The 23,155-nt window shown below is 66.9% G+C and carries 18 protein-coding genes and 1 other RNA gene; 10 read left to right on the forward strand and 9 right to left on the reverse strand.

The window, feature by feature from the left end:
• Positions 1–22: 22 nt before the first annotated feature.
• From pheA to gyrA, 4 genes are all read right to left on the reverse strand, one after another.
• Positions 23–1,105: a prephenate dehydratase gene (pheA, locus tag C7H84_RS20930; protein ID WP_121860573.1), complete on the reverse strand. Its 1,083-nt coding sequence runs from the start codon at positions 1,103–1,105 to the stop codon at positions 23–25.
• 33 nt (positions 1,106–1,138) lie between these two features.
• Positions 1,139–2,221, reverse strand: a complete 1,083-nt coding sequence (gene serC, locus C7H84_RS20935) for a 3-phosphoserine/phosphohydroxythreonine transaminase (protein WP_121860574.1) — start codon at positions 2,219–2,221, stop codon at positions 1,139–1,141.
• Positions 2,222–2,393: 172 nt separating this feature from the next.
• Positions 2,394–2,993: a DUF2059 domain-containing protein gene (locus C7H84_RS20940; protein WP_044844860.1), complete on the reverse strand. Its 600-nt coding sequence runs from the start codon at positions 2,991–2,993 to the stop codon at positions 2,394–2,396.
• A gap of 82 nt (positions 2,994–3,075) precedes the next feature.
• Positions 3,076–5,679, reverse strand: a complete 2,604-nt coding sequence (gene gyrA / locus C7H84_RS20945; protein WP_121860575.1) for a DNA gyrase subunit A — start codon at positions 5,677–5,679, stop codon at positions 3,076–3,078.
• A gap of 555 nt (positions 5,680–6,234) precedes the next feature.
• Here gyrA and ompA point away from each other — a divergent pair.
• The 4 genes from ompA (at position 6,235) to ssrA (ending at position 8,874) form a co-directional block, all read left to right on the forward strand.
• Complete coding sequence (gene ompA / locus C7H84_RS20950; RefSeq protein ID WP_121860576.1) at positions 6,235–6,906, forward strand: outer membrane protein OmpA; 672 nt, start codon at positions 6,235–6,237, stop codon at positions 6,904–6,906.
• Between the two features lie 152 nt (positions 6,907–7,058).
• On the forward strand, positions 7,059–7,757 hold the full coding sequence (gene ubiG, locus C7H84_RS20955; RefSeq protein WP_121860577.1) for a bifunctional 2-polyprenyl-6-hydroxyphenol methylase/3-demethylubiquinol 3-O-methyltransferase UbiG: 699 nt from the start codon (positions 7,059–7,061) through the stop codon (positions 7,755–7,757).
• Positions 7,758–7,770: 13 nt separating this feature from the next.
• Positions 7,771–8,487: a phosphoglycolate phosphatase gene (gene gph, locus C7H84_RS20960; protein ID WP_121860711.1), complete on the forward strand. Its 717-nt coding sequence runs from the start codon at positions 7,771–7,773 to the stop codon at positions 8,485–8,487.
• A gap of 17 nt (positions 8,488–8,504) precedes the next feature.
• Positions 8,505–8,874: a transfer-messenger RNA gene (gene ssrA, locus C7H84_RS20965) on the forward strand.
• 285 nt (positions 8,875–9,159) lie between these two features.
• On the opposite strand, the gene C7H84_RS20970 is transcribed toward ssrA, so the two are convergent.
• The 3 genes from C7H84_RS20970 to C7H84_RS20980 all read right to left on the reverse strand — a co-directional run bounded on the left by C7H84_RS20970 (position 9,160) and on the right by C7H84_RS20980 (position 11,301).
• Positions 9,160–9,513, reverse strand: coding sequence for a DUF4148 domain-containing protein (locus C7H84_RS20970; RefSeq protein WP_121860578.1), 354 nt, complete (start codon positions 9,511–9,513; stop codon positions 9,160–9,162).
• A gap of 310 nt (positions 9,514–9,823) precedes the next feature.
• The gene (locus C7H84_RS20975) at positions 9,824–10,093 is read right to left on the reverse strand and encodes a hypothetical protein (RefSeq protein WP_121860579.1); all 270 of its coding nucleotides are present in this window, start codon (positions 10,091–10,093) and stop codon (positions 9,824–9,826) included.
• Between the two features lie 101 nt (positions 10,094–10,194).
• Positions 10,195–11,301 (reverse strand): substrate-binding domain-containing protein, encoded by a 1,107-nt coding sequence (locus C7H84_RS20980; protein ID WP_121860580.1) that lies wholly within the window; start codon positions 11,299–11,301, stop codon positions 10,195–10,197.
• Positions 11,302–11,432: 131 nt separating this feature from the next.
• Between C7H84_RS20980 and C7H84_RS20985 the strand changes: the two genes are divergently transcribed.
• From C7H84_RS20985 to C7H84_RS21000, 4 genes are read left to right on the forward strand one after another with little or no spacing between them, the layout of a single operon-like run.
• On the forward strand, positions 11,433–11,933 hold the full coding sequence (locus C7H84_RS20985; RefSeq protein WP_121860581.1) for an NAD(P)H-dependent oxidoreductase subunit E: 501 nt from the start codon (positions 11,433–11,435) through the stop codon (positions 11,931–11,933).
• Positions 11,930–13,507 (forward strand): formate dehydrogenase beta subunit, encoded by a 1,578-nt coding sequence (locus C7H84_RS20990; protein WP_121860582.1) that lies wholly within the window; start codon positions 11,930–11,932, stop codon positions 13,505–13,507. The genes C7H84_RS20985 and C7H84_RS20990 overlap by 4 nt, the downstream gene beginning before the upstream one ends.
• A 17-nt stretch (positions 13,508–13,524) precedes the next feature.
• Positions 13,525–16,476, forward strand: coding sequence for a formate dehydrogenase subunit alpha (fdhF, locus tag C7H84_RS20995; RefSeq protein ID WP_121860583.1), 2,952 nt, complete (start codon positions 13,525–13,527; stop codon positions 16,474–16,476).
• A gap of 7 nt (positions 16,477–16,483) precedes the next feature.
• On the forward strand, positions 16,484–16,735 hold the full coding sequence (locus C7H84_RS21000) for a formate dehydrogenase subunit delta (RefSeq protein ID WP_121860584.1): 252 nt from the start codon (positions 16,484–16,486) through the stop codon (positions 16,733–16,735).
• Between the two features lie 8 nt (positions 16,736–16,743).
• Here the strand turns inward: C7H84_RS21000 and C7H84_RS21005 are convergent, their stop codons facing one another.
• On the reverse strand, positions 16,744–18,417 hold the full coding sequence (locus C7H84_RS21005) for an FAD-dependent monooxygenase (protein WP_121860585.1): 1,674 nt from the start codon (positions 18,415–18,417) through the stop codon (positions 16,744–16,746).
• Positions 18,418–18,475: 58 nt separating this feature from the next.
• On the opposite strand from C7H84_RS21005, the gene C7H84_RS21010 reads away from it, so the two are divergent.
• A complete protein-coding gene (locus tag C7H84_RS21010) occupies positions 18,476–20,386 on the forward strand; it encodes a tetratricopeptide repeat protein (protein ID WP_121860586.1) in 1,911 nt (636 codons plus the stop codon).
• A 90-nt stretch (positions 20,387–20,476) separates the two neighbouring features.
• Here the strand turns inward: C7H84_RS21010 and C7H84_RS21015 are convergent, their stop codons facing one another.
• Positions 20,477–21,772 carry an MFS transporter gene (locus C7H84_RS21015; protein ID WP_121860712.1) on the reverse strand — a complete coding sequence of 432 codons (1,296 nt, stop codon included), beginning with the start codon at positions 21,770–21,772 and terminating at the stop codon, positions 20,477–20,479.
• Between C7H84_RS21015 and C7H84_RS21020 the strand changes: the two genes are divergently transcribed.
• On the forward strand, positions 21,771–23,105 hold the full coding sequence (locus C7H84_RS21020; protein ID WP_240462062.1) for a hypothetical protein: 1,335 nt from the start codon (positions 21,771–21,773) through the stop codon (positions 23,103–23,105). The genes C7H84_RS21015 and C7H84_RS21020 overlap by 2 nt on opposite strands.
• The last annotated feature ends 50 nt before the right edge of the window (positions 23,106–23,155 follow it).

Here is a 23,155-nt window from a genome sequence, read left to right on the forward strand (position 1 = left end):
GCAGGCGACGGGCCGCTGCGCATCAGCGCGCGCGCGGATACGAACCGAGTATCTTCAGGAACGCGGCCTTCTGGCCGAGCTCCGCGAGCGCGGCAGCCACGGCCGCCTCGTCCCGGTGCCCTTCGATGTCGATGTAGAAGTAATACTCCCACGTGCCGACACGCGCCGGGCGCGATTCGAAACGCGTCATCGACACACCGTGCCGTGCGAGCGGTTCGAGCAGCTTGAACACGGCGCCCGGCTCGTTCTTCACCGACACGATCAGCGACGTCTGGTCGTGACCGGTCTGCCCGGCCGGGTGCTTGCCGATGATCACGAAGCGCGTGCGGTTGTGCGGATCGTCCTGGATCAGCGAGAACGCGATCTGCAGCCCGTAGTGCGCGGCCGCGCGGTCGCCGGCGATCGCCGCGACGCTCGGGTCGGCCGCGGCGAGACGCGCCGCCTCGGCATTGCTCGCCACCGCTTGCCGCTCGAGCTGCGGCGCGTTCGCGGCGAGCCACTGCTGGCATTGCGCGAGCGCCTGCGCATGCGCGCAGACGCGCGTCACGCCGTCGAGCGTACCGCTCTGCGTGAGCAGGTTGTGATGGATCGGCAGCGCGAGCTCACCGCTGATCAGCAGTTGCGTCTGCAGCAGCAGGTCGAGCGTGCGCGAGACCGCGCCTTCGGTCGAATTCTCGACCGGCGCGATCCCGAATGCGGACGCGCCTGCCTCGACCGAGCGGAACACTTCGTCGATCGACGGGCACGGCAGCCCTTCGATCGACTGCCCGAAATACTCGAACATCGCCTGTTCGCTGTACGTGCCGACCGGCCCGAGGAACGCGACGTGGATCGTCTGCTCGAGCGCGCGGCTCGCGGCCATGATCTCGCGCCAGATGGCGCTGATGTGCTCGCCCGCGAGCGGCCCCGCGCTCATGTCCTGCAGGCGCGCGATCACCTGCAGCTCGCGCTCCGGCCGGAACACCGGCGCGTTGAAATGCTTCTTGACCTCGCCCACCTCGAGCGCCACCGCGGCGCGCTGGTTGAGGAGCGCGATCAGCTGCGCGTCGATCGCATCGATGCGATCGCGCAGCGGTTTCAGGCGGGAATTGAGTTCGTCGTCCATGCGTTTTGCCGTGCTGTTTGAACAGCGCCGCGCTCAGGCGCCGCGCTGCTCGAAGTCCTTCATGTACTCGACGAGCGCTTTCACGCCCTCGAGCGGCACCGCGTTGTAGATCGACGCCCGCATGCCGCCGACGGACTTGTGGCCCTTCAGCTGCAGCAGCCCGCGCGCCTTAGCGCCGGCAAGGAAGTCTTCATTGCGCGTTTCGTCGGCCAGGAAAAACGGCACGTTCATGCGCGAACGCACCGCCGGCTCGACCTTGTTCAGATAGAAGCCGCTCGCATCGATCGTGTCGTAGAGCAGCTTCGCCTTTTCGATATTGCGCGCCTCGATCGCTGCGAGGCCGCCCTGCCGCTTCAGCCACTGGAACACGAGGCCCGCGATGTAGATCGCATAGGTGGGCGGCGTGTTGTACAGCGAGTTGTTCGCGGCAACCGTCTTCCATTCGAAGGCGGACGGGCAGATCGACTGCGCGCGATCGAGCAGATCCTCGCGCACGATCACGACCGTCACGCCGGCCATCCCGATGTTCTTCTGCGCGCCGCCGAACAGCACGCCGTACTTCGCGACGTCCATCGGGCGCGACAGGATGTGCGACGAGACATCGGCAACGAGCGGGATGTCGCCGAGGTCGGGGATCTCGAACGTCTCGACGCCGTCGATCGTCTCGTTCGTGCACAGATGCACGTAGGCCGGGTCGTCCGACAGCTGCCATTCGTCGCGGGCGGGCGCGCGCGTGAAACCGTCGGCCGTCTTGCCCGAGGCGGCCAGGCGCGGCGTGCCGTATTTCTTCGCTTCGTTGAACGACTTCTGCGACCACGAACCCGTCACGACGAAGTCGGCGGTCTCGCGCGAACCGAGCAGGTTCATCGGCACGATCGCGTTTTCGGCAATGCCGCCGCCCTGCAGGAACAGGATTCGGTGGCTGGCCGGCACGTCGAGCAGCTCGCGCAGGTCGGCCAGCGCCGCCTCGTGGATCGACATGAATTCCTTGCCGCGATGGCTCATCTCCATCACGCTCATGCCGCTGCCGTGCCAGTCGAGCATTTCGTCGGCGGCCTGCCGCAGCACTTCCTCGGGGAGCGCCGCAGGGCCGGCGGAGAAATTAAAGACGCGCATCGTGAAAACCTCGGGAGGGACGCGACCGGCTTGCGACCGGCTTGCCGCCGGCAGAAAGAACCGCGCCAGAAAAGAAATGGCCGCTTGCGCTCGCGCGCAAACGGCCATTATCGCACTGTCATCAGGCTCCCGCCAAACCCGGCCGAACGGCCGGGCGGCGTGCCCGGACGGCTTACTTGCCCGGCTTGACTGCCGCGACTTCCTTGTCAGCCTGCGCGCGCGTCGCCTGGATCGCTTGCGGCATGTACTTCTGCATCAGGCCGTTGACCACGTCGCGGCCAACCTGATCCTGAACCTGGATGAACTTGCGGCCCGTCGGGCTCTTGTAGAACGTCGTCAGATCCTTGATCTCCGACGTGCTGTAGTACTTCGCGTACGCGTCGTACTGAGCCGACATCGCGTCGTTCTGGAACTGCTGCGAGCCGAACACCTTGCCCGCGCCGTCAACCAGCTTCGGCACTGCGTTCTTTTGCAGCGTCGGCACGGCGGCTTGCTTCTGCTTGTCGTTCAGCGACTTGTTTTCCGACAGTGCGTCCGACAGGATCGCCGGCACGAGCTGCTTTGCCTGCATTTCGGCGCTGTTGCCGATAGCCGACACGAGCTTCGGCGCGTCGATCGCGTCGAGCAGATCCTTGATCGCTGCCTTCTTGTCGGCGTCGATCGGCGCAGCTGCTGCGGTTGCAGCCGGTGCGGAATTCGACAGCGCTTGCGCCATCGCGAACGTCGGCACCAGTGCAGCCAGCAGAACCAGTTGCTTGAATTGCTTTTGCATCATCACTCCCTTTGGAAATATGAATGGTTGCTCGCCGACCGCGGCGCCGTGCGCCCGCGGCGGCTCGAGTTTCATCCGTTTCTTAGGCTTCGCCGTCCGACGCCTCGTCGGCCTCGCCTTCGCCCTCTTCGGCTTCCGCGATCTGCTGCAGGCCGGAGAGCTTCGTACCCTCATCGAGACTGATGAGTGTAACACCTTGCGTAGCGCGTCCCATCTCGCGGATCTCCGACACGCGCGTGCGAATCAGCACGCCCGCCGTCGTGATCAGCATGATCTGATCCTCGGGGTCGACGAGCGTCGCGGCCACCACCTTGCCGTTGCGCTCGGACGTCTGGATCGCGATCATCCCCTTCGTGCCGCGGCCGTGACGCGTGTACTCGGTGATCGGCGTGCGCTTGCCGTAGCCGTTCTCGGTCGCGGTGAGCACGGTCTGCTCTTCGCTGCCCGCGACCAGCAACGCGATGACCTGCTGGCCATCCTCGAGCTGCATGCCGCGCACGCCGCGCGCTTCGCGCCCCATCGGGCGCACGTCGTTCTCGTCGAAGCGCACGGCCTTGCCGGCGTCGGAGAACAGCATCACGTCGTGCGCGCCGTCGGTGATCGACGCACCGATCAGGTAATCACCGTCGTCGAGGCCGACCGCGATGATGCCCTTCTTCATCGGACGGCTGAATGCTTCGAGCGGCGTCTTCTTCACGGTGCCGAGCGACGTCGCCATGAAGATGAACTTGTCGGCCGAGAATTCCTTCACCGGCAGCACGACGTTGATCTTCTCGCCGTCCTGCAGCGGGAACATGTTGACGATCGGACGGCCGCGCGAGTTGCGCGAGCCCTGCGGCACTTCATAGACCTTGACCCAGTACACGCGGCCGCGGTTCGAGAAGCACAGGATGTAATCGTGCGTGTTCGCGATGAACAGCGTCTCGATCCAGTCGTCTTCCTTCATCTGCGTCGCCTGCTTGCCGCGACCGCCGCGCTTCTGCGCGCGATACTCGGACAGCGGCTGCGACTTCACGTAACCCGCGTGCGACATCGTGACGACCATGTCCTGCGGCGTGATCAAGTCTTCGGTGTTCAGCTCGGTCGCGTTCAGCTCGATCTTCGAGCGGCGCGCGTCGCCGAATTCGGCCTTCACCGACGTCAGCTCTTCGCCGATCATCGTCGTGATCCGCTCGGGGCGAGCGAGAATGTCCAGCAGGTCGGCGATCTGCGCCATCACTTCGCGGTACTCGCCGATGATCTTGTCCTGCTCGAGACCGGTCAGGCGTTGCAGACGCATCTGCAGGATTTCCTGCGCCTGCGTGTCGGACAGGCGGTACAGCCCGTCGGTCTGCATCCCGAATGCCGGGTTCAGGCCTTCCGGACGATACGCGGAGCGGCCGCCCGCCGACGCGTTTTCGGTCTCGGCGCGCGTGAGCATCTCGCGCACGAGCGACGAATCCCACGGCTTCGCCATCAATTCCTGCTTCGCGATCGGCGGCGTCGGCGCGGCCTTGATGATCGCGATGAACTCGTCGATGTTCGCGAGCGCGACCGCCAGACCTTCGAGCACGTGGCCGCGCTCGCGGGCCTTGCGCAGTTCGTAGATCGTGCGGCGTGTCAGCACTTCCCGCCGATGCGACAGGAACGCCTGCAGGATTTCCTTCAGGTTCAGCAGCTTCGGCTGGCCGTCGACCAGCGCGACCATGTTCATGCCGAACGTGTCCTGCAGCTGCGTCGCCTTGTACAGGTTGTTCAGCACCACTTCCGGCACTTCGCCGCGCTTCAGCTCGATCACGACGCGCATGCCGCTCTTGTCGGACTCGTCGCGGATGTCGGAGATGCCCTCGAGCTTCTTCTCGTTGACGAGCTCGGCGATGCGCTCGAGCAGCGAGCGCTTGTTCACCTGGTACGGCAGCTCGTCGACGATGATCGCCATCCGCTGGCCGCGGTCGATCTCCTCGAAGTGCGTGGCCGCGCGCATCACGACGCGGCCGCGCCCGGTGCGGTAGCCGTCGCGCACGCCGGCGACGCCGTAGATGATGCCGGCCGTCGGGAAGTCCGGCGCCGGGATGATCTCGATCAGCTCGTCGATCGTCGCTTCCGGGTTGCCCAGCAGGTGCTGGCACGCGTCGACGACTTCGTTCAGGTTGTGCGGCGGGATGTTGGTCGCCATGCCGACCGCGATGCCCGACGAGCCATTGATCAGCAGATTCGGGATGCGCGACGGCAGGACCGACGGCTGCATCTCGTTGCCGTCGTAGTTGGGCTCGAAGTCGACTGTTTCCTTGTCGATGTCGGCGAGCAGCTCATGACCGATCTTCGCCATGCGAATTTCGGTGTAACGCATCGCCGCGGCGTTGTCGCCGTCGATCGAGCCGAAGTTGCCCTGTCCGTCGATCAGCATGTAGCGCAGCGAGAAGTCCTGCGCCATCCGCACGATCGTGTCGTACACCGCGGTATCGCCGTGCGGGTGATATTTACCGATCACGTCACCGACGATACGCGCCGATTTCTTGTACGCGCGGTTCCAGTCGTTGTTCAGCTCGTGCATCGCGAACAGTACGCGCCGGTGCACGGGCTTCAGGCCGTCGCGGACATCCGGAAGGGCACGTCCGACGATCACGCTCATCGCGTAATCGAGATACGAACGGCGCATTTCCTCCTCTAGGGAGGTGGGCAGGGTCTCTTTGGCGAATTGATCCATGTATCCGTATCGTTTCGGAGCGAAGACGGCGAACGCCTTTCGCGTGGGCGCTGCATGCGCAACGCAACGCGAGATTCTAACATGCGCCAATCAGCAGCCAATTCGCCGCCCCCTCTATATGTAAACAGCAGAAATCGCGGCCATGGCGGCGCGCCCGAAACGACCGTGATCGCGCCCCATCAGGCAGCTCCGGCGTCCGAGCAAATTTGCTTCGCGTGCACGAGAGAAGTTTCGCCCGAACGCGTAAACACCTGCGGCGTCCGCCGCAATTCCGCCGGCACGCTCTTGACAATCTCTAAAAGTTACGGCAGGCGGGTGTTGCGCATGCACCACAAAGTTGAAGCGATCTTGGGGTGGGGAGGATTTTTTTTCGTAGGAAGGGAACGATATGGCAAAATGCCAACGCACTGAAAGTTAGACGCTGCTCGAAGTCTACACAGAGCGGTGCCGCGTTTTTTGTGCCGCACCAATGTTATACTTCGAGCAATGTATGACTTGTCACCGTCAACAGGCTCGCAGTAAACCTGCGGTAATCTCAATTTCGAGAGGAGAAATATGAATAAACTTTCAAAGCTCGCGTTCATTGCAGCTACCGCAGTTATGGCTGCATCCGCTTCGGCACAGTCGGTGCCGGCGTCGCGTCAAGCCGTGAACGACAACTGGGTGAACGGCACGGGCGAATGGGTGTGGATGAACGGCACGAACGAGCTCTGCTGGCGTGACGCGTTCTGGACGCCGGCCACCGCCAACGCGAAGTGCGATGGCGCACTGGTCGCCCAGGCACCGGCACCGGCTCCGGTCGCACCGGTCGCTCCGGCAATCACGAGCCAGAAGATCACGTATCAAGCCGACGCACTGTTCGACTTCGACAAGGCAACGCTCAAGCCGCTGGGCAAGCAGAAGCTCGACGAACTGGGTTCGAAGATCCAGGGCATGAACACGGAAGTGGTCGTCGCAACGGGCTACACGGACCGCATCGGTTCGGACAAGTACAACGACCGTCTGTCGCTGCGCCGTGCGCAAGCAGTCAAGTCGTACCTGGTCAGCAAGGGTGTCCCGGCCAACAAGATCTACACGGAAGGCAAGGGCAAGCGCAACCCGGTCACGACCGGTTGCAACCAGAAGAATCGCAAGCAACTGATCGCCTGCCTCGCACCGGATCGCCGCGTGGAAGTCGAAGTGGTCGGTACGCAAGAAGTTCAGAAGACGACCGTTCCGGCGCAGTAAGCCGCGGTTTTCGACTGCTTCAAAGCCCCGCTCCGGCGGGGCTTTTTCTTTGACGCCCGTCCGGGCGCTCGCTGGCCTCGTCGTCCGCCCGCTTATATACTGGGGGCTGATGTACCGACGCACCGCCCTCCTTCCGTAGCCCGTTTGCCGACATGACCAACGCCGATCCGCACGAACTCCAGAAATTCAGCGACCTCGCCCATCGGTGGTGGGATCCGAATGCCGAATTCAAGCCGTTGCACGACCTGAACCCGGTCCGGCTCGGCTGGATCGACTCGCATGCGCACCTCGCCGGCAAGCGCGCGCTCGACGTCGGCTGCGGCGGCGGCATCCTGTCCGAATCGATGGCCGGCCTCGGCGCGCAGGTGAAAGGGATCGACCTGTCGAACGAAGCGCTCGGCGTGGCCGACCTGCACAGCCTCGAAAGCGGCATCACGGTCGACTACGAGGCAATCGCCGCCGAAGCGATCGCCGAGCGCGAACCCGGCAGCTATGACGTCGTCACCTGCATGGAAATGCTCGAGCACGTGCCGTCGCCGGCTGGCATCGTCGCCGCGTGCGCGACGCTCGTGAAGCCGGGCGGCTGGGTGTTCTTCTCGACGTTGAACCGCAACCTGAAGTCCTACCTGTTCGCGGTGATCGGCGCCGAGTACATCGCGCAGATGCTGCCCAAGGGCACCCACGATTACGCACGCTTCATCCGCCCGTCGGAACTGGCGAGCTTCGTGCGCGGGACCGACCTGCACATCGTCGAGATCAAGGGCATCACCTATCACCCGATCGGCAAGCGCTTCGCGCTGTCGAACGACACCGACATCAACTATCTCGTCGCGTGCCGCCGCGGTGCGTGACCTTCCGACCGGCATGACGACTCCCCTTTCGACCGAGCGGGCCGCATTCGACGAGCCGCGCCTGCTGCACTGCGATGCAGTGCTGTTCGACCTCGACGGCACGCTCGCCGACACGGCGCCCGATCTCGCCGCGGCCGTCAACAAGATGCAGCGCGTGCGCGGCTTGGCGGAAACGCCGCTCGACGTGCTGCGACCGCTGGCATCGGCCGGCGCGCGCGGCCTGCTCGGCGGCGCATTCGGCATCGATCCGCAGTCGCCCGGCTACGACGCGATGCGCGACGAGTTCCTGATCAATTACGCGACCGACATCTGCGTGCATACGACGCTGTTCCCCGGTATCGGCGACGTGCTCGACGAGCTCGATTCGCGCGGCGTGCGCTGGGGTATCGTCACGAACAAAGCGATGCGCCTGACCGCGCCGCTCGCCGACCTGCTCGGCCTCTCGTCGCGCGCGGCCTGCATCGTCGGGGGCGACACAACGCCGCACTCGAAGCCGCATCCGGCCCCGCTGCTGCATGCGGCCGCGCAAATGACGCTTGCGCCGGAGCGCATCGTCTACGTCGGCGACGATCTTCGCGACATCCAGGCCGGTAGCGCCGCCGGCATGGCGACGGTCGCGGCCGCCTATGGCTATTGCGGCGACGGCGCCGCCCCGGCCGACTGGCAGGCGCAGCATCTCGTCGGCTCGACGCGGGAACTGCGCGAACTGCTGCGCGATGTTGCGCTATAATGACTGATCTTATCCGCGGGGGCGACCTGGTTTCGACAGGGGTTGTGAAGCGGCTAGGGCATGTCGAGGACCCGTCACCTCGTTAATCAATGGGAAAATCGTAACTGCAAACGACGATACGTTCGCACTGGCAGCCTAACGGCCGCCGTCCTCTGCCTAGTTCACTGACGGGCTAGTGTCGCAAGACCGGTAGCAATACCGCCAGAGGTCATTTACGTCAGTTAAGCCCTGTCGGCGTCGCGACGCCAGGGTCGAAAACCTAGCGAATCGCCGTAGTGCAGCGTGTTCGTCCGCGTCGCTGCGGTTAAATCAAATGACTGAACTAAACATGTAGAACTAGTCGTGGAGCGCTTCTGGACGCGGGTTCGATTCCCGCCGCCTCCACCAAATTCCGCGCTTGACGCACGAACCCCGCACGACGGAAGTCTGCGGGGTTTTTTGTTGGGCGCGACGCGAGCCATACACGCACCCCTTCCGAAAAAGCGCCCGGCCACAGGCGGCAGGCCGGGCGGAACGCCGCCGGCTTTCCGGCGACAGGAGGTGACGGATGTTCGGTGTTGCGCGCCCGGCGCTCGACCGGGCCGGACAGTACCGGGCCCGGCGCCGCGACAGGAGCACGACGCGTCGTCGCCCCTGCCGCCCGGCCTCGCCGGACGCCGGACGCCGCGTAGCTTAGCTGCCGCGATACAGCGACTTCATCTCTTCCGCGCTGGCCGGACGCACGCCGATCGCACGCGAACCCGACGCCGATGCGCCGCGCACTTCGGCGCCGTAGCCGCTCGCATCCGCGCCTCGTTCTTCAGCGAGTGCACTGCGCTGCTGCTCTGCAACACGCGCCGTGGCGGCCTGGATGGCCTCCGGATAGTGCGGATCTTCACCGCGGGCGGTGTTGTAACCGGCCTGCTGCAACTGCACCAGTTCGGCGCGAACCTGTGCGCGGGTGAGCGCCGAGCCCGGCTGGGCGAACGACACGACCGGGGCGACGAGAGCGGCAGCAACGACAACGGCTTGAACGAGCGACTTCATGGTGACCTACCTCCAGATTTGTCTGATTTCGCGGTGAACACCCGTTCATCGCTGACAAACCGAAGTTTATGTAGGCGAGTGCTTAAGAATAAGACGGGTTTCTGGAAGGCATTCTTCCTGAATCAAGGGTTAACACCTAGGCCACCATTCGGCCGACCCGGCACGCACGTGTGCACCGGACGACGACGGCCCATAACGCACGAGCCCCGCACAGCGTCACGCTGTGCGGGGCTCGAAGAAAACCACGCGGTATCGGCGCGGCCCCGGCTGGACATTCGCGCCCGCAACGACCGGGCGCGTCGGCCACTGTTTACTGGGTGTCCATCGGGCACTTCAGATTGCAACCGTTCGGGTCGCCCATATCGCCCTTGCGGCGCAGCGCCGATTTCTTGCTGCCCTGGTATTTCTGCGACGGCGTCGATGCCGCAAACGGCATCTGCGGATGCTCGTTCAGGCGGAACTGTTCGCTCAGGATCCCGCCGGGCACGCCAGGAGAATTCTGTGCAAACGCCAACGGCGCAACAGCGATCAGAAGCCCCGCGGTCAACGCTGCCGCGGAGAGGGGAACGGAAAGTTTCATGGCGGGATGACGCCTGAACGGCGTGCTTGTTGGAACGTTGATCAAGCGGCAAGCGTAGCGCAAATCCCCCACCGCTGCATCGCGGTTCGCACGCGCCCGCGTTACCGCGCGTTGCTGTCCGCCGCACCCGCCGCGTCGGTGCCGGCGAGCCCCGCCGCGATGCCGGTCAGCGTTCCGCACGCGGCCGGATCGTAGCCATCGAGATGCGCGACGCGCTCGATGAAGTGTGCGTCGCGCAGCAAGGCCAGCACGCCGGCGAGCGGCCGCGAATCGAGCTGCGCGCGTTCGCACGCGAAGTAATAGTCCTCGTCGACGACCGGGATGAAATCGAGCCCGAAATGACGCGCGGCCGGCTCGACGCCGAAGCCGAGATCGGCCATCCCGCTCGCGACGAACGCGGCGATCGCGGAGTGGGTGAGTTCGGCCGACGCGTAGCCGTCGATACGCTCGGGATCGATGCCGATCGCGCGCAACGCGAGATCGAGCAGCATCCGCGTGCCCGACCCCGGCTGCCGGTTGACGAAGCGAATGTCGTTGCGGGCGAGATCGGCTAGCCCACGGACCTGCTTCGGGTTGCCGCGCGGCACGAACAGCCCCTGCTGGCGACGCGTCAGATGAATCAGCACGTGACGCGTATCGTCGAGCCACGGCCGGTAGATCTGTGCGCACTGCTCGCGGAATGCGCCGCGCGGCAGATGGAAGCCGGCCAGTTCACATTCGCCGCGGGCAAGCGCCCGCACGGCCTCGACGCTTTCCCGATATTTGATGTCGACCGCGGCCTGCGCATCGACGAGCGCGGACACGAGCGCCGCGACCGCATAGCCGTGCGACGCATGGATGCGCACGGCGCCATCGCGCTGCGCGAGCCGCCGGTTCAGGTCGCTCGCCACCTCGGCCGCGAGCGCGCGCAGGTTTCCGTCGAGACGGCTGCGCGCGAGGCGCTGCGCGTCGACCACGGCCTGCCCGAGTTCGGACAGCGTCGAGCCCTTGCCGCGCGCGGTCTCGATCAATTCGCCGCCGACGCACGCCTCCAGCGCGCGCAGCATGCCCCACGCGTGCCGATACGACAGCCCCTTTGCCTGCGCAGCCTGCGCGATGCTGCCCGTATCGGCCACGAGCTCCAGCAATGGCGCGACATCCGACAGGCTCGCGGTGCGGCCCTCCGTGTCGCGTACGGTCAGATACGCGTCGCATTCGATCCGAATCAATTATGCACTCCGACTTCCTATTGCGACGGCGCAATCTTCCGCTTATCGTTGGGCAAAATCAATCAGAACGAAGTCCCGCTGCGCACTATATGCATTCCGAGCGCATATGAGACTTTGGAGGAGCATAACCGATGTCCCCGAATTCCCCAGCGCCCGACGCGCTCGTCGAGCGCCATGCGCGCGCCGGCCGCTCGTTGGTCGCGATCCTGCATGCGATCCAGGACGACGCGGGCTACGTGCCGGCCGGCTGCGTCGCGCCGCTCGCGAAGGCACTGAACCTGTCGCGCGCGGAAGTGCACGGCGTGCTCACCTACTATCACCACTTCCGCACCGCGCCGCCCGCGCGCGTGACGATCCAGATGTGCCGCGCCGAGGCGTGCCGCAGCATGGGCTGCGAAACGCTCGCCGCGCACGCGGAAGCGCGCACGGGTTGCCGGTTCGACGCGGCGCACGGCGACGGTGCCGACGCGCACGCGCCGGGCGACGTCGCGCTCGAATCCGTCTACTGCCTGGGACTGTGCGCGCAATCGCCTTCGATGACGGTCAACGGCGTGCTGCACGCAAAGGTCACGCCGGAGAAATTCGACGCGCTGCTCGCCGACGCGGCCGCCCACGCCCCGGAGGCCGCATGACGACCCGCATTTACGTTCCGCGCGATTCGTCCGCGCTGGCGCTCGGCGCCGACGCCCTCGCCGCCGCGATCGTCGCGGAAGCCGAGCGGCGCGGCGCCGACATCGAACTGATCCGCAACGGCTCCCGCGGGCTGCTGTGGCTCGAGCCGCTCGTCGAGGTCGGCACGGCCGCCGGACGCGTCGGCTACGCGAACCTGTCGGCCGCCGACGTGCCGGCCCTCTTCGATGCGAACTGGCTCGACGGCGGCACGCATCCGAGCGGCGTCGGCTTGGTCGATGCCGTGCCCTATCTCGCACGCCAGCAGCGACTCACGTTCGCACGCATCGGCCTGACCGATCCGCTGTCGATCGACGACTACCTGAAGCACGACGGCCTCGCCGGCCTGAAGAACGCACTCGCGCTCGACGGCGACGCCGCGTGCGAGACGCTGATCGAATCAGGGCTGCGCGGCCGCGGCGGCGCGGCCTTCCCGGCCGGCATCAAGTGGCGCACCGTGCGGCAGGCCAGCGCAGCGCAAAAGTACATCGTCTGCAACGCGGACGAAGGCGATTCGGGCACGTTCTCCGATCGCCTGATCATGGAAAGCGACCCGTACTGCCTGATCGAAGGGATGATCATCGCTGGCATCGCGACGGGCGCGACGCTCGGCTACATCTACGTGCGCAGCGAATATCCGCACGCGATCGCCGCGCTCGAAACCGCGATCGAGCGCGCCCGCGACGCCGGCTGGCTCGGCGAGCACGTGCTCGGCTCCGCGCATGCGTTCGACCTGCACGTCGCGAAGGGCGCCGGTTCTTACGTGTGCGGCGAGGAAACGGCACTGCTCGAATCGCTCGAAGGCAAGCGCGGCGTGGTGCGCGCAAAGCCGCCGCTGCCGGCGCTGGCCGGCCTGTTCGGCCAGCCGACCGTGATCAACAACGTGATCACGCTCGCGACCGCGCCGGTGATCTTCGCGCGCGGCGCCGCGTTCTATCGCGACTACGGGATGGGCCGCTCGCGCGGCACGCTGCCGTTCCAGCTCGCGGGCAACATTCGCCATGGCGGCCTCGTCGAGCTCGCGTTCGGCGTCACGCTGCGCGAGCTGATGTTCGACTTCGGCGGCGGCACCGCAAGCGGCCGGCCGGCGCGCGCAGCCCAGGTGGGCGGCCCGCTCGGCACGTACCTGCCCGAACACCAGTGGGACGTGCCGCTCGATTACGAGGCGTACACGGCCATCGGCGCGGTCGTTGGTCACGGCGGCATCGTGCTGCACGACGACACGTCGAATCTGGCAGAACTCGCCGAATACGCGATGAAGTTCTGCGCGATCGAATCGTGCGGCAAGTGCACGCCGTGCCGGATCGGCTCGACGCGCGGCGTCGAGACGATCGCACGGATTCGCGAAGGCGATACGTCGGAGCGGCAGATCACGCTGCTGCGCGACCTGTGCGACACGATGCTCGCAGGCTCGCTGTGCGCGATGGGCGGGATGACGCCGTATCCGGTGCTGTCCGCGCTCGACCATTTCCCCGAAGATTTCGGGCTCGCCGCCGGCAAGCAAGCCGCGTCGGGTCCGGTCAAGGCTGCGGCCTGACCCAGAAGGAGCCCTGCATGTCCCTCGACACGAACAACGTCCGCCAAGGCGGCTGCGGCTCGGGCCAATGCGCGTGCAAGAGCGCCGCCCAGGCGCGCGCACGCGATCCGTTCGACGATACCGACTACGGCACGCCGCAACGGCATGCCGATACCGACGTCACGCTCGAAATCGACGGCCAGCCGGTCACGGTGCCGGCCGGCACGTCGGTGATGCGCGCCGCGATCGAAGCCGGCGTCAACGTGCCCAAGCTCTGCGCGACCGATTCGCTCGAACCGTTCGGTTCGTGCCGTCTGTGCCTCGTTGAAATCGAAGGCCGGCGCGGCTATCCGGCATCGTGCACGACGCCCGCCGAAGCCGGGATGAAGGTGCGCACGCAGTCGGACCGGCTGCAGTCGCTGCGCCGCAACGTGATGGAGCTGTACATCTCCGACCATCCGCTCGACTGCCTCACCTGCCCCGCCAACGGCGACTGTGAGTTGCAGGACATGGCGGGCGTGGTCGGGCTGCGCGAAGTGCGTTACGGCTTCGACGGCGCGAATCACCTGCGCGATCAGAAAGATGAATCGAATCCGTACTTCACGTACGACCCGTCGAAGTGCATCGTCTGCAACCGCTGCGTGCGCGCGTGCGAGGAAACCCAGGGCACGTTCGCGCTGACGATCGCCGCGCGCGGCTTCGAATCGCGCGTCGCCGCCGGCGAGAGCGAATCGTTCATGGCGTCGGAATGCGTATCGTGCGGCGCGTGCGTCGCCGCGTGCCCGACCGCCACGCTGCAGGAAAAGACCGTCGTCCAGCTCGGCCAGGCCGAGCACTCGGTCGTCACGACCTGCGCATACTGCGGCGTCGGCTGCTCGTTCAAGGCCGAGATGAAGGGCACGCAGGTGGTGCGGATGACGCCGCACAAGAACGGCCTCGCGAACGAAGGCCACGCATGCGTGAAGGGACGCTTCGCGTGGGGCTACGCAACGCACAAGGACCGCATCACGAAGCCGATGATCCGCGAGAAGATCACCGACCCGTGGCGCGAAGTCAGCTGGGAAGAGGCGCTCACCTACGCGGCGACGCAATTCCGCAAGCTGCAGCAGAAGTACGGCCGCGATTCGATCGGCGGCATCACATCGTCGCGCTGCACGAACGAGGAAACCTACCTCGTGCAGAAGCTCGTGCGCGCCGCCTTCGGCAACAACAACGTCGACACCTGCGCACGCGTGTGCCATTCGCCGACCGGCTATGGCCTGAAGACGACGCTCGGCGAATCGGCCGGCACGCAGACCTTCGCGTCGGTCGACCACGCCGACGTGATCATCGTGATGGGCGCGAACCCGACCGACGGCCATCCGGTGTTCGGCTCGCGCCTGAAGCGGCGCATCCGCGCCGGCGCGAAGCTGATCGTGATCGATCCGCGCCGCATCGACGTGGTCGACGGCCCGCACGTGAAGGCCACGCATCACCTGCAGCTGCGTCCCGGCACCAACGTCGCGATGGTCAACGCGCTCGCGCACGTGATCGTCACCGAAGGGCTCGTGGCCGACGCGTTCGTCGCCGAACGCTGCGAAACGCGCGCATTCGAGCAGTGGCGCGACTTCGTGTCGCGCGCCGAGAACTCGCCGGAAGCGACTGCGGACGTGACGGGCGTCCCGGCCGCGCTGGTGCGCGAAGCCGCGCGCCTCTACGCGACGGGCGGCAACGCCGCGATCTACTACGGCCTCGGCGTGACCGAGCACGCGCAAGGCTCGACGACGGTGATGGGCATCGCGAACCTCGCGATGGCGACCGGCAACATCGGCCGCGAAGGCGTCGGCGTCAATCCGCTGCGCGGCCAGAACAACGTGCAGGGCTCGTGCGACATGGGTTCGTTCCCGCACGAGCTGCCGGGCTATCGCCATATCAGTGATGAAGCCGTACGCACGCTGTTCGAGCAGGCATGGTCGGCGACGCTTCAGCCGGAACCGGGGCTGCGCATCCCGAACATGTTCGACGCGGCGCTCGACGGCAGCTTCAAGGGCCTCTACTGCCAGGGCGAGGACATCGTCCAGTCGGATCCGAACACGCAGCACGTCGCCGCCGCGCTGTCGTCGATGGAATGCATCGTCGTGCAGGACATCTTCCTGAACGAGACCGCGAAGTACGCGCACGTGCTGCTGCCGGGCTCGACGTTCCTCGAGAAGGACGGCACGTTCACGAACGCGGAGCGCCGCATCTCGCGCGTGCGCAAGGTGATGCCGCCGCTCGCGGGCTACGCGGACTGGGAAGTGACGCTGCTGCTGTCGCAGGCACTCGGCTACGAGATGCACTACACGCATCCGTCGGAAATCATGGACGAGATCGCGCGGCTCACGCCGACCTTCTCGGGCGTGTCATACGAGAAGCTCGACGCACTCGGCAGCATCCAGTGGCCGTGCAACGAGCAGGCTCCGGACGGCACGCCGACGATGCACATCGACGGGTTCGTGCGCGGCAAGGGCCGCTTCGTGATCACGCAGTTCATTCCGACGCCGGAGAAGGTCACGCAGCGCTATCCGCTGATCCTGACGACGGGCCGTATCCTGTCGCAATACAACGTCGGTGCGCAGACCCGCCGGACCGAGAACGTGCGGTGGCACGAAGAGGACCGCCTCGAGATCCATCCGCACGACGCGGAGGATCGCGGGATCCGCACCGGCGACTGGGTCGGCATCGAATCGCGGGCGGGCCAGACGGTGCTGCGCGCGCTCGTGTCCGACCGCATGCAGCCGGGCGTCGTGTACACGACGTTCCACTTCCCCGAATCGGGCGCGAACGTGATCACGACGGAAAGCTCGGACTGGGCGACGAACTGCCCGGAATACAAGGTGACGGCCGTGCAGGTGCTGCCGGTTGCGCAACCGTCCGACTGGCAACAAGCGTATGCGCGCTTCAACTCGGAGCAGCTCGACCTGCTCGAGCGCCGCGCCGCCGCGCCGGCCGCCGTGACGACGGGCAAGTGAGGACGCGATGGACCACGGACACCTGATCGACATGGCCAACCAGATCGGCGCATTCTTCGAATCGATGCCTGATCGCGAAGAAGCACTGACCGGCATCGCCGAGCACATCCGGCGCTTCTGGGAGCCGCGGATGCGCCGCGCGTTGCTCGCCGCGCTCGACGACCCGTCGAGCGAAGCCGGGCAACGCGCGACACCGATCGTGCGCGACGCGATCGCCGCGCATCGGGCTTCGCTCGTGCCGGCCCCGGCCCCGACCTGAATGCCCCGCTATGCGGGCAGCGGCATGCCCGCGAACCAGCTTTCGCAATGGCGCAGCAGCGCGTTCGCGTCGGTGGCGGTACGGCCGCGCGCAGCGATGTAGCCATCGGGCCGCAGCAGGTAGAACGACGGCCGCGACCGGCCGTATGCCTGCGCAAGCCCCTCCGCCCCGTCGCTTTCGGCATCGGCGACGCGCCATGTGCGCACCGCGCCCGGCATGATCCGCTCCAGCCCCTGCGCGAGCGCCCGCGCATCCGCGGCCATCGGCGGCACGTCGCTCAGGTCGCCTGCGTCGCCCGCGGCGCCCGCATCGGCATTGAGCGGCTCCTCGAGCAGCAGCAGCGTAAAGCTCGCCGGGTCGTGCAGGTCGTATAGCCGCGCGGTGCCGGGCGCTCGGCCGAGCGGTCCGTCGACCACATGCACGACTGCGTCCGGCGCACGCTCGCCTGCGCGCGGGCCGCCGTCGAGCACGCGTTCGAGCGTGAGCGAACTCTTCCGGTACTGCACACCGAGCTCGCTGAACGTGCGCCGCACCGCGTCGCGTACCGGGCCGAACGACGACAGCAGCGGCACGACGTGATCGCGCAGCAGCTTGATCGCACCGTGTTCCGCTTCGACCATCTGGGTGATGAAACTGGTCTGCCGCAACACGTCGCGCTCGATCGGGTGGCGCTCCGCGTGATAGGTATCGAGCAGCCGCTCCGGCGTGCCCGCGCCGAGCACACGGGCCAGCTTCCAGCCGAGATTGAACGCTTCCTGCATGCCGGTGTTCATGCCCTGTGCGCCTGCCGGACTGTGGATATGCGCGGCGTCGCCCGCGAAAAACACGCGGCCGTAGCGCAGCCGGTCGACCATCCGGCTGTGCAGATGAAAGTAGGACGACCACGCGAGATCGCTCGGCGCGATCGACGCGCCCATGCGGGCCCGCATGATCGCATCGCATTCGGCGAGCGACGGGGGCGGCGCGTCGGGTGACGGGTCGCCGCCCGGCGGCCGATCGGCGACGAGCCGGTAGCGACCGCTCCCCATCGGGAACAAGCCAGCGATGCCGTCGGGCGTCGTGAACAGATGGATCTCTTCGTCGGGCCAGTCGGGTATCGCCGCGAAATCGGCGAGCAGGAACGTCTGTTCGAGCGCACGGCCCGCGAAGCCCACGTGAAGCAGATGCCGCACCGTGCTGTGTGCGCCGTCGGCGGCGATCAGGTACGACGGCGCAAATCGCTCGTCGCGACCGTCGGCGCCGCGCAACGTCACGTCGAGCGACGTGCCGCCCGCATCGCACGCGGCAAGCGTCACGCCGCGCTCGACGGTCACGCCGAAACCGGCGAGATGCTCCGTGAGCAATCGCTCGGTGACGCTCTGGTCAAGCAACAGCAGATACGGATAGCGCGTTTGCAGCGGATCGAAATCGAGCCGCGCGATGACGCGGCCATCGGCATGCAGCGCGGCCGCATGCACGCGATGGCCCAGCGCGACAAACGGTTCGACCGCGCGATGCTGCTCCAGCAATTCGAGCGTGCGCGCCTGGATGCCGATCGCGCGCGAATAAGGCGCGGGCGTGGCGAGCCGGTCGATGATGCGCACCGGCACACGGGCGCGCGCGAGGCTCATCGCGGCAGCAAGGCCGGTCGGACCGGCACCGACGATGAGCACCGGCGGGATGTCGAGCAGTGTGTCAGCCATGAGGACCTCCATGACACGCGATCATGCAAGTCTACGCCGCTCCGCGTGACGGGGCCATATGCCGCTCGGCCGATCTGGGGTGCCCGCGCGCAGTGTGGGAAAATACGCGCTTTCCGTCAGTTTTCGCGTCATGGATTCCGCATTCGACCGAGCGTACGCCGCGCACCGCGCGGGCCGCCTCGCCGAGGCCGAGCACGGCTATCGCGCCGCGCTCGCCACCAATCCCGCCGACGCCGACGCACTGCATCTGTTCGGCGTGCTGCGGCATCAGCAGGGCCAGCATGCCGAGGCAGCCGACCTCGTCGGGCGTGCGGTCGAGTTGCGCCCGGGCGACGCCGCGCTGCACCTCAACCTCGGCAACGCACTGAAGGCGCTCGGCCGGCTCGACGACGCGATCGACCGCTTTCGCAACGCGCTGACGCTCGCGCCCGAATTTCCGCTTGCGCACTACAACCTTGGCAATGCGTATGCGGCGCTGCAGCGCCACGACGATGCCGTCGACGCGTTCGACCGCGCGCTGCGGCTCACGCCCGACGACGCGTCGATTCACAACAACCTCGGCAACGCGCTGAACGCGCTCGGCCGTCACGACGACGCGCTCGCCGCGTTCCACCGCGCACTCGAGCTGCGGCCCGGACATGCCGGCGCGCATAACAACCTGGCGATGGCGCTGAGCGCGATGGGCCGCGCCGACGATGCGATCGCGCACTTCCAGGCGGCGATCGCCGCACAGCCGCGCTTCGTCGCCGCGCATTTCAATCTCGGCAACACGCTGGAAGCGGTCGGCCGCCATGCGGAGGCCGCGGCCGCGTTCGAAGCCGCGCTCGCGCTGCACCCGCCGTTCCCGCTCGCCCTCTTCGGGCTCGCGAACGCGCTGTGCGCGCAAGCGCGCCAGCGCGAAGCGCTGCCCTACTACGAACGCGCGGTCGGCCTCGATCCGTCGTTCAGTCTGGCGTGGCTGAACCTCGGCAATGCGCACCACGCGCTCGGTGCGCACGAGATGGCGCTGCGCGCGTTCGACCAGGCGCTACGCGTCGCCCCCGACCTGAAACTCGCGCAACTGCATCGCGCGGTCACGCTGCTGACGCTCGGCGACTTCACGCGCGGCCTGCCGGCGTACGAAACGCGCCACGACACGCCGGGCGCGACGCCGCTCGGTGCGCTGCCGCGCTGGCGCGGCGAGCCGATTGCGTCGCGCACGCTGCTGATCCGCGCGGAACAAGGCTTCGGCGACACGCTGCAGTTCGTCCGTTTCGTACCGCTCGCCCGCGCGCGCTGCGCACGCGTCGTGCTCGAAGTGCAGCCGGAACTCGTCGCGCTGCTCGCCCCGGCCGCGGCGCGCTGGCGCGTGACGCTCGTCGCACAGGGCACGGCGAAGCCGCCGGCGGCCGACATCGCGTGCACGCTGATGAGCCTGCCGTTTCTGCTCGGCCTGCAGCCGGCCGACATCGTCGCGAGCAAGCGTTACCTCGATGCACCGGACGGCGCGCACCGGCGCTTTCGCGGTTCGCTCGGCGGCCAGTCGAAGCGCAAGTTCGGCCTTGCATGGTCCGGGCGCCGGCAGGCACAGGAAAACCGTTCGATGCCGTTCGATGCACTCGCGCCGCTGCTCGCGCTGCCGGACATCGACTGGGTCGTGCTGCAGCCGGCGCTCGACGATGTCGAACGGGCGCGCGTCGACGCGCATCCGCGCGTACATCGCCTCGACGGGCGGCTGAACGACTTCGCCGATACGGCCGCGCTGATCGAGCGGCTCGACGGTGTCGTCACGATCGATACGGCGGTCGCGCACCTCGCCGGCGCGCTCGGCAAGCCGGTGTGGATCATGCTGCCGTTCGCCGCCGACTGGCGCTGGTTCACCGGCGACGACTGCCCGTGGTATCCGCACGCCAGGCTCGCGCGCCAACCCGCACCGGGGCAATGGCTCGACGTGGCAGCGACGGTCGCCCGCGCGCTGCGCAACGCCTGAACGCCGGATGCCCAAACACCCGAACGCCAATGAACAAGGGAGCGCGCCGCGCTCCCTTTTTTCGTCCGGCGTAATGCGACGCGAGCGGCGTCAGGCCGCCTTGTACTGATCGCGCGCCTCGGGCGTGCGATACAGCACGAGCGTCGCGATCAGTCCGCAGAGCGCGGCGAGGCTCAGCCACAACCCCGGCGCCGCCTTGTTCGCGGTCTGATGGATCAACAGTGTCGAGATCGCGGGCGTGAAGCCGCCGATCGTCGTCGCCAAGCTGTAGGCGAGCGAGAAACCCGCGGTGCGCACGTCGGCCGGCATCACTTCGGTCAGCGCGACGACCATCGCGCCGTTGTACGACCCGTACAGGAACGACAGCCACAGCTCGACCGCGAGCAGCCGCAGGAACGACGGATCGGCCACGAGCCACTGCACGGCCGGATAAGCCGATAGCAGCGTGAGCACCGTGAACGTGACGAGCACCGGGCGGCGGCCGATGCGATCCGACAGCGCGCCGGACAGCGGCAGCCAGACGAGGTTGGACAGGCCGACACACACCGTCACGACGAGCGCGTCGAGCGACGACAGGTGCAGCACTTCCTTGCCGAACGTCGGCGTATAGGCGGTGATCATGTAGAACGACACCGTCGTCATGATCACCATCCCCATGCCGGCGATCACGACGCCCCAGTTCTCGAGCATCGAACGCATGATCTCGCCCATCGTCGGACGGTGATGCTTCGCGAGGAACTCGTCGGTTTCCTTCAGCGAACGACGGATCAGGAACAGGAACGGGACGATCAGGCAGCCGATCAGGAACGGAATGCGCCAGCCCCACGCGGTCATGTCGTCGGCGGGCAGCGCGCGGTTCAGCAGCACGCCGACGAATGCGGCGAACACCACCGCGACCTGCTGGCTGCCCGATTGCCACGACGTATAGAAACCCTTGTGGCCCTTCGTCGCGATCTCCGACAGGTAGACCGACACGCCGCCGAGCTCGACGCCCGCGGAAAAACCCTGCAGCAACCGGCCAAGCAGCACGAGCACCGGCGCGAGCACGCCGATCGTCGCGTAGCCGGGAATCGCGGCCACCGTGAGCGTGCCGAGCGCCATCAGGCCCAGCGTCAGGATCAGCCCCTTGCGGCGGCCGTGATGGTCGATGTACGCGCCGAGCACGATCGCGCCGACCGGGCGCATCAGGAAGCCCGCGCCGAACACCGATAGCGACAGCATCAGCGACGCGAACGCGTTGCCGCTTGGAAAGTACGTTTTCGCGATGGCCGATGCGTAATACCCGTAGACCATGAAGTCGTACATTTCCAGGAAGTTGCCGCTGACGACCCGGAACACGGTGCGGAATTTCGATTCCTGCGCGACGGCGTGTGTTGCTGTGGACATGTCGTTCTCCCAGCTCGGAGGGCGCGACATCCGCGCCATGTGGACCCGACGACGCGTGTCGCGCCGGCCGGCGCACACGCATCGCTGCGAACCGGCGACATCGCGCGCAACGATGCGCACGCCGGCATGGTTCGCGGATGATGCCACGCGAAGCAAACAATTGCCTTGTACCGGGCCGGCAGCGACGGGCATCACGCTCGGCTCGTACAAATCGCCTCGTATGGCGCACCAAAATCAGACCGATCTGATCGACCGACGATCATCGCGTGACCACAATGTCACGATTTGCGACGCAATCCGCGCCGAGGCCGACATCGCCGCCCGCGCCGCACCGCGTCCGTCCATCATGATCCCATCGCCCCTCGTTTCCATCGAAGGCGCGCTCGCCCGCCCTCGCGTCGCGCCGCTCGACGGCGTGCCGCCGTTCGGCCTCGAATGGCGGTTCGGCGCCGCGTCCGGCACCCGCTCCGACGAGCGTTGCGTGGCCACACTGACGACTTCCTGCATCGACGTCGACGCACCGCATCGCGCGTGCCATTGGCAACCGCTGGCTGCCGCACATCCGACGTCGGCCGGTGTCCCGGTCATTGTTGTCGATGCAAGCGGTCAGCACATCGCACGTGCCGTCAGTCGTGCACCCGACCGGCGTGCGCGGCATGCCGCCTGCTGGAGCCTTGGCGCACTCGCCATCATCGGCGGGCTGATCGTCGCGCACGAACCGATTCCGAGCAGCGCGTCTTCACCGAACATACACACTGCCGGCGTCGTGCCGGAGCAAGCGACGCAACGCTCGGGGCGCGTGCAGGTCGGCTCGGTCGAGCGCATCACGCCCGCCCTGCCGGTCATCGCGCCGGCGCAGCACATCGCGGCGCAGCCCATTGCGACGCCCGGCGCTTCGCCACGGCCCGAACGCGACGTTGCGCCCGAGCCCAAATCGCGACGCTCCGACGCGACACCGGACGTACGGCGCGCCATCAGCGCACCATCGCCGTCGCCGCATCGACCTCACGGCACACGCGCGACAACCGCACTAGCCCACGCGCCCGCCGTGCCGCGGCTCGCCGCCCGCCCACCGCTCACGCACCACGCATCACACACGCCGGCACCCGACCGCGTCGTATCGCGCTCGCTTCCGGACACACCGCACGATCTGCACGCACCGCACGAGCTGCACGAGCCGCTCGACGATCCGCTCGCGCTGATCGCGATGGCGAACGCGCTGAGCACCGATCGCCCGGCACGAGCGGGCAATGCGCCCGCGGCGGACTTCGACTGGACAACGCAACTGTCCCACCGTCGTCTGACCGCCCCATCGGAAACGCTTTCCCGCTGACATGCGGGCAATAAAAGGGCGACAAAAGGGCAACAAAAGGGCAACGAAAG

The organism is Burkholderia sp. Nafp2/4-1b, assembly GCF_003635165.1.
In the GTDB taxonomy this organism is placed as follows: domain Bacteria; phylum Pseudomonadota; class Gammaproteobacteria; order Burkholderiales; family Burkholderiaceae; genus Burkholderia.

Coding starts and splice junctions, on each gene's coding strand:
- pheA (WP_121860573.1), bottom strand. CDS start 1,105: ATGGACGACGAACTCAATTCCCGCCTGAAACCGCTGCGCGATCGCATC.
- serC (WP_121860574.1), bottom strand. CDS start 2,221: ATGCGCGTCTTTAATTTCTCCGCCGGCCCTGCGGCGCTCCCCGAGGAA.
- C7H84_RS20940 (WP_044844860.1), bottom strand. CDS start 2,993: ATGCAAAAGCAATTCAAGCAACTGGTTCTGCTGGCTGCACTGGTGCCG.
- gyrA (WP_121860575.1), bottom strand. CDS start 5,679: ATGGATCAATTCGCCAAAGAGACCCTGCCCACCTCCCTAGAGGAGGAA.
- ompA (WP_121860576.1), top strand. CDS start 6,235: ATGAATAAACTTTCAAAGCTCGCGTTCATTGCAGCTACCGCAGTTATG.
- ubiG (WP_121860577.1), top strand. CDS start 7,059: ATGACCAACGCCGATCCGCACGAACTCCAGAAATTCAGCGACCTCGCC.
- gph (WP_121860711.1), top strand. CDS start 7,771: ATGACGACTCCCCTTTCGACCGAGCGGGCCGCATTCGACGAGCCGCGC.
- C7H84_RS20970 (WP_121860578.1), bottom strand. CDS start 9,513: ATGAAGTCGCTCGTTCAAGCCGTTGTCGTTGCTGCCGCTCTCGTCGCC.
- C7H84_RS20975 (WP_121860579.1), bottom strand. CDS start 10,093: ATGAAACTTTCCGTTCCCCTCTCCGCGGCAGCGTTGACCGCGGGGCTT.
- C7H84_RS20985 (WP_121860581.1), top strand. CDS start 11,433: ATGTCCCCGAATTCCCCAGCGCCCGACGCGCTCGTCGAGCGCCATGCG.
- C7H84_RS20990 (WP_121860582.1), top strand. CDS start 11,930: ATGACGACCCGCATTTACGTTCCGCGCGATTCGTCCGCGCTGGCGCTC.
- fdhF (WP_121860583.1), top strand. CDS start 13,525: ATGTCCCTCGACACGAACAACGTCCGCCAAGGCGGCTGCGGCTCGGGC.
- C7H84_RS21000 (WP_121860584.1), top strand. CDS start 16,484: ATGGACCACGGACACCTGATCGACATGGCCAACCAGATCGGCGCATTC.
- C7H84_RS21005 (WP_121860585.1), bottom strand. CDS start 18,417: ATGGCTGACACACTGCTCGACATCCCGCCGGTGCTCATCGTCGGTGCC.
- C7H84_RS21010 (WP_121860586.1), top strand. CDS start 18,476: ATGCCGCTCGGCCGATCTGGGGTGCCCGCGCGCAGTGTGGGAAAATAC.
- C7H84_RS21020 (WP_240462062.1), top strand. CDS start 21,771: ATGTCGTTCTCCCAGCTCGGAGGGCGCGACATCCGCGCCATGTGGACC.
- C7H84_RS21015 (WP_121860712.1), bottom strand. CDS start 21,772: ATGTCCACAGCAACACACGCCGTCGCGCAGGAATCGAAATTCCGCACC.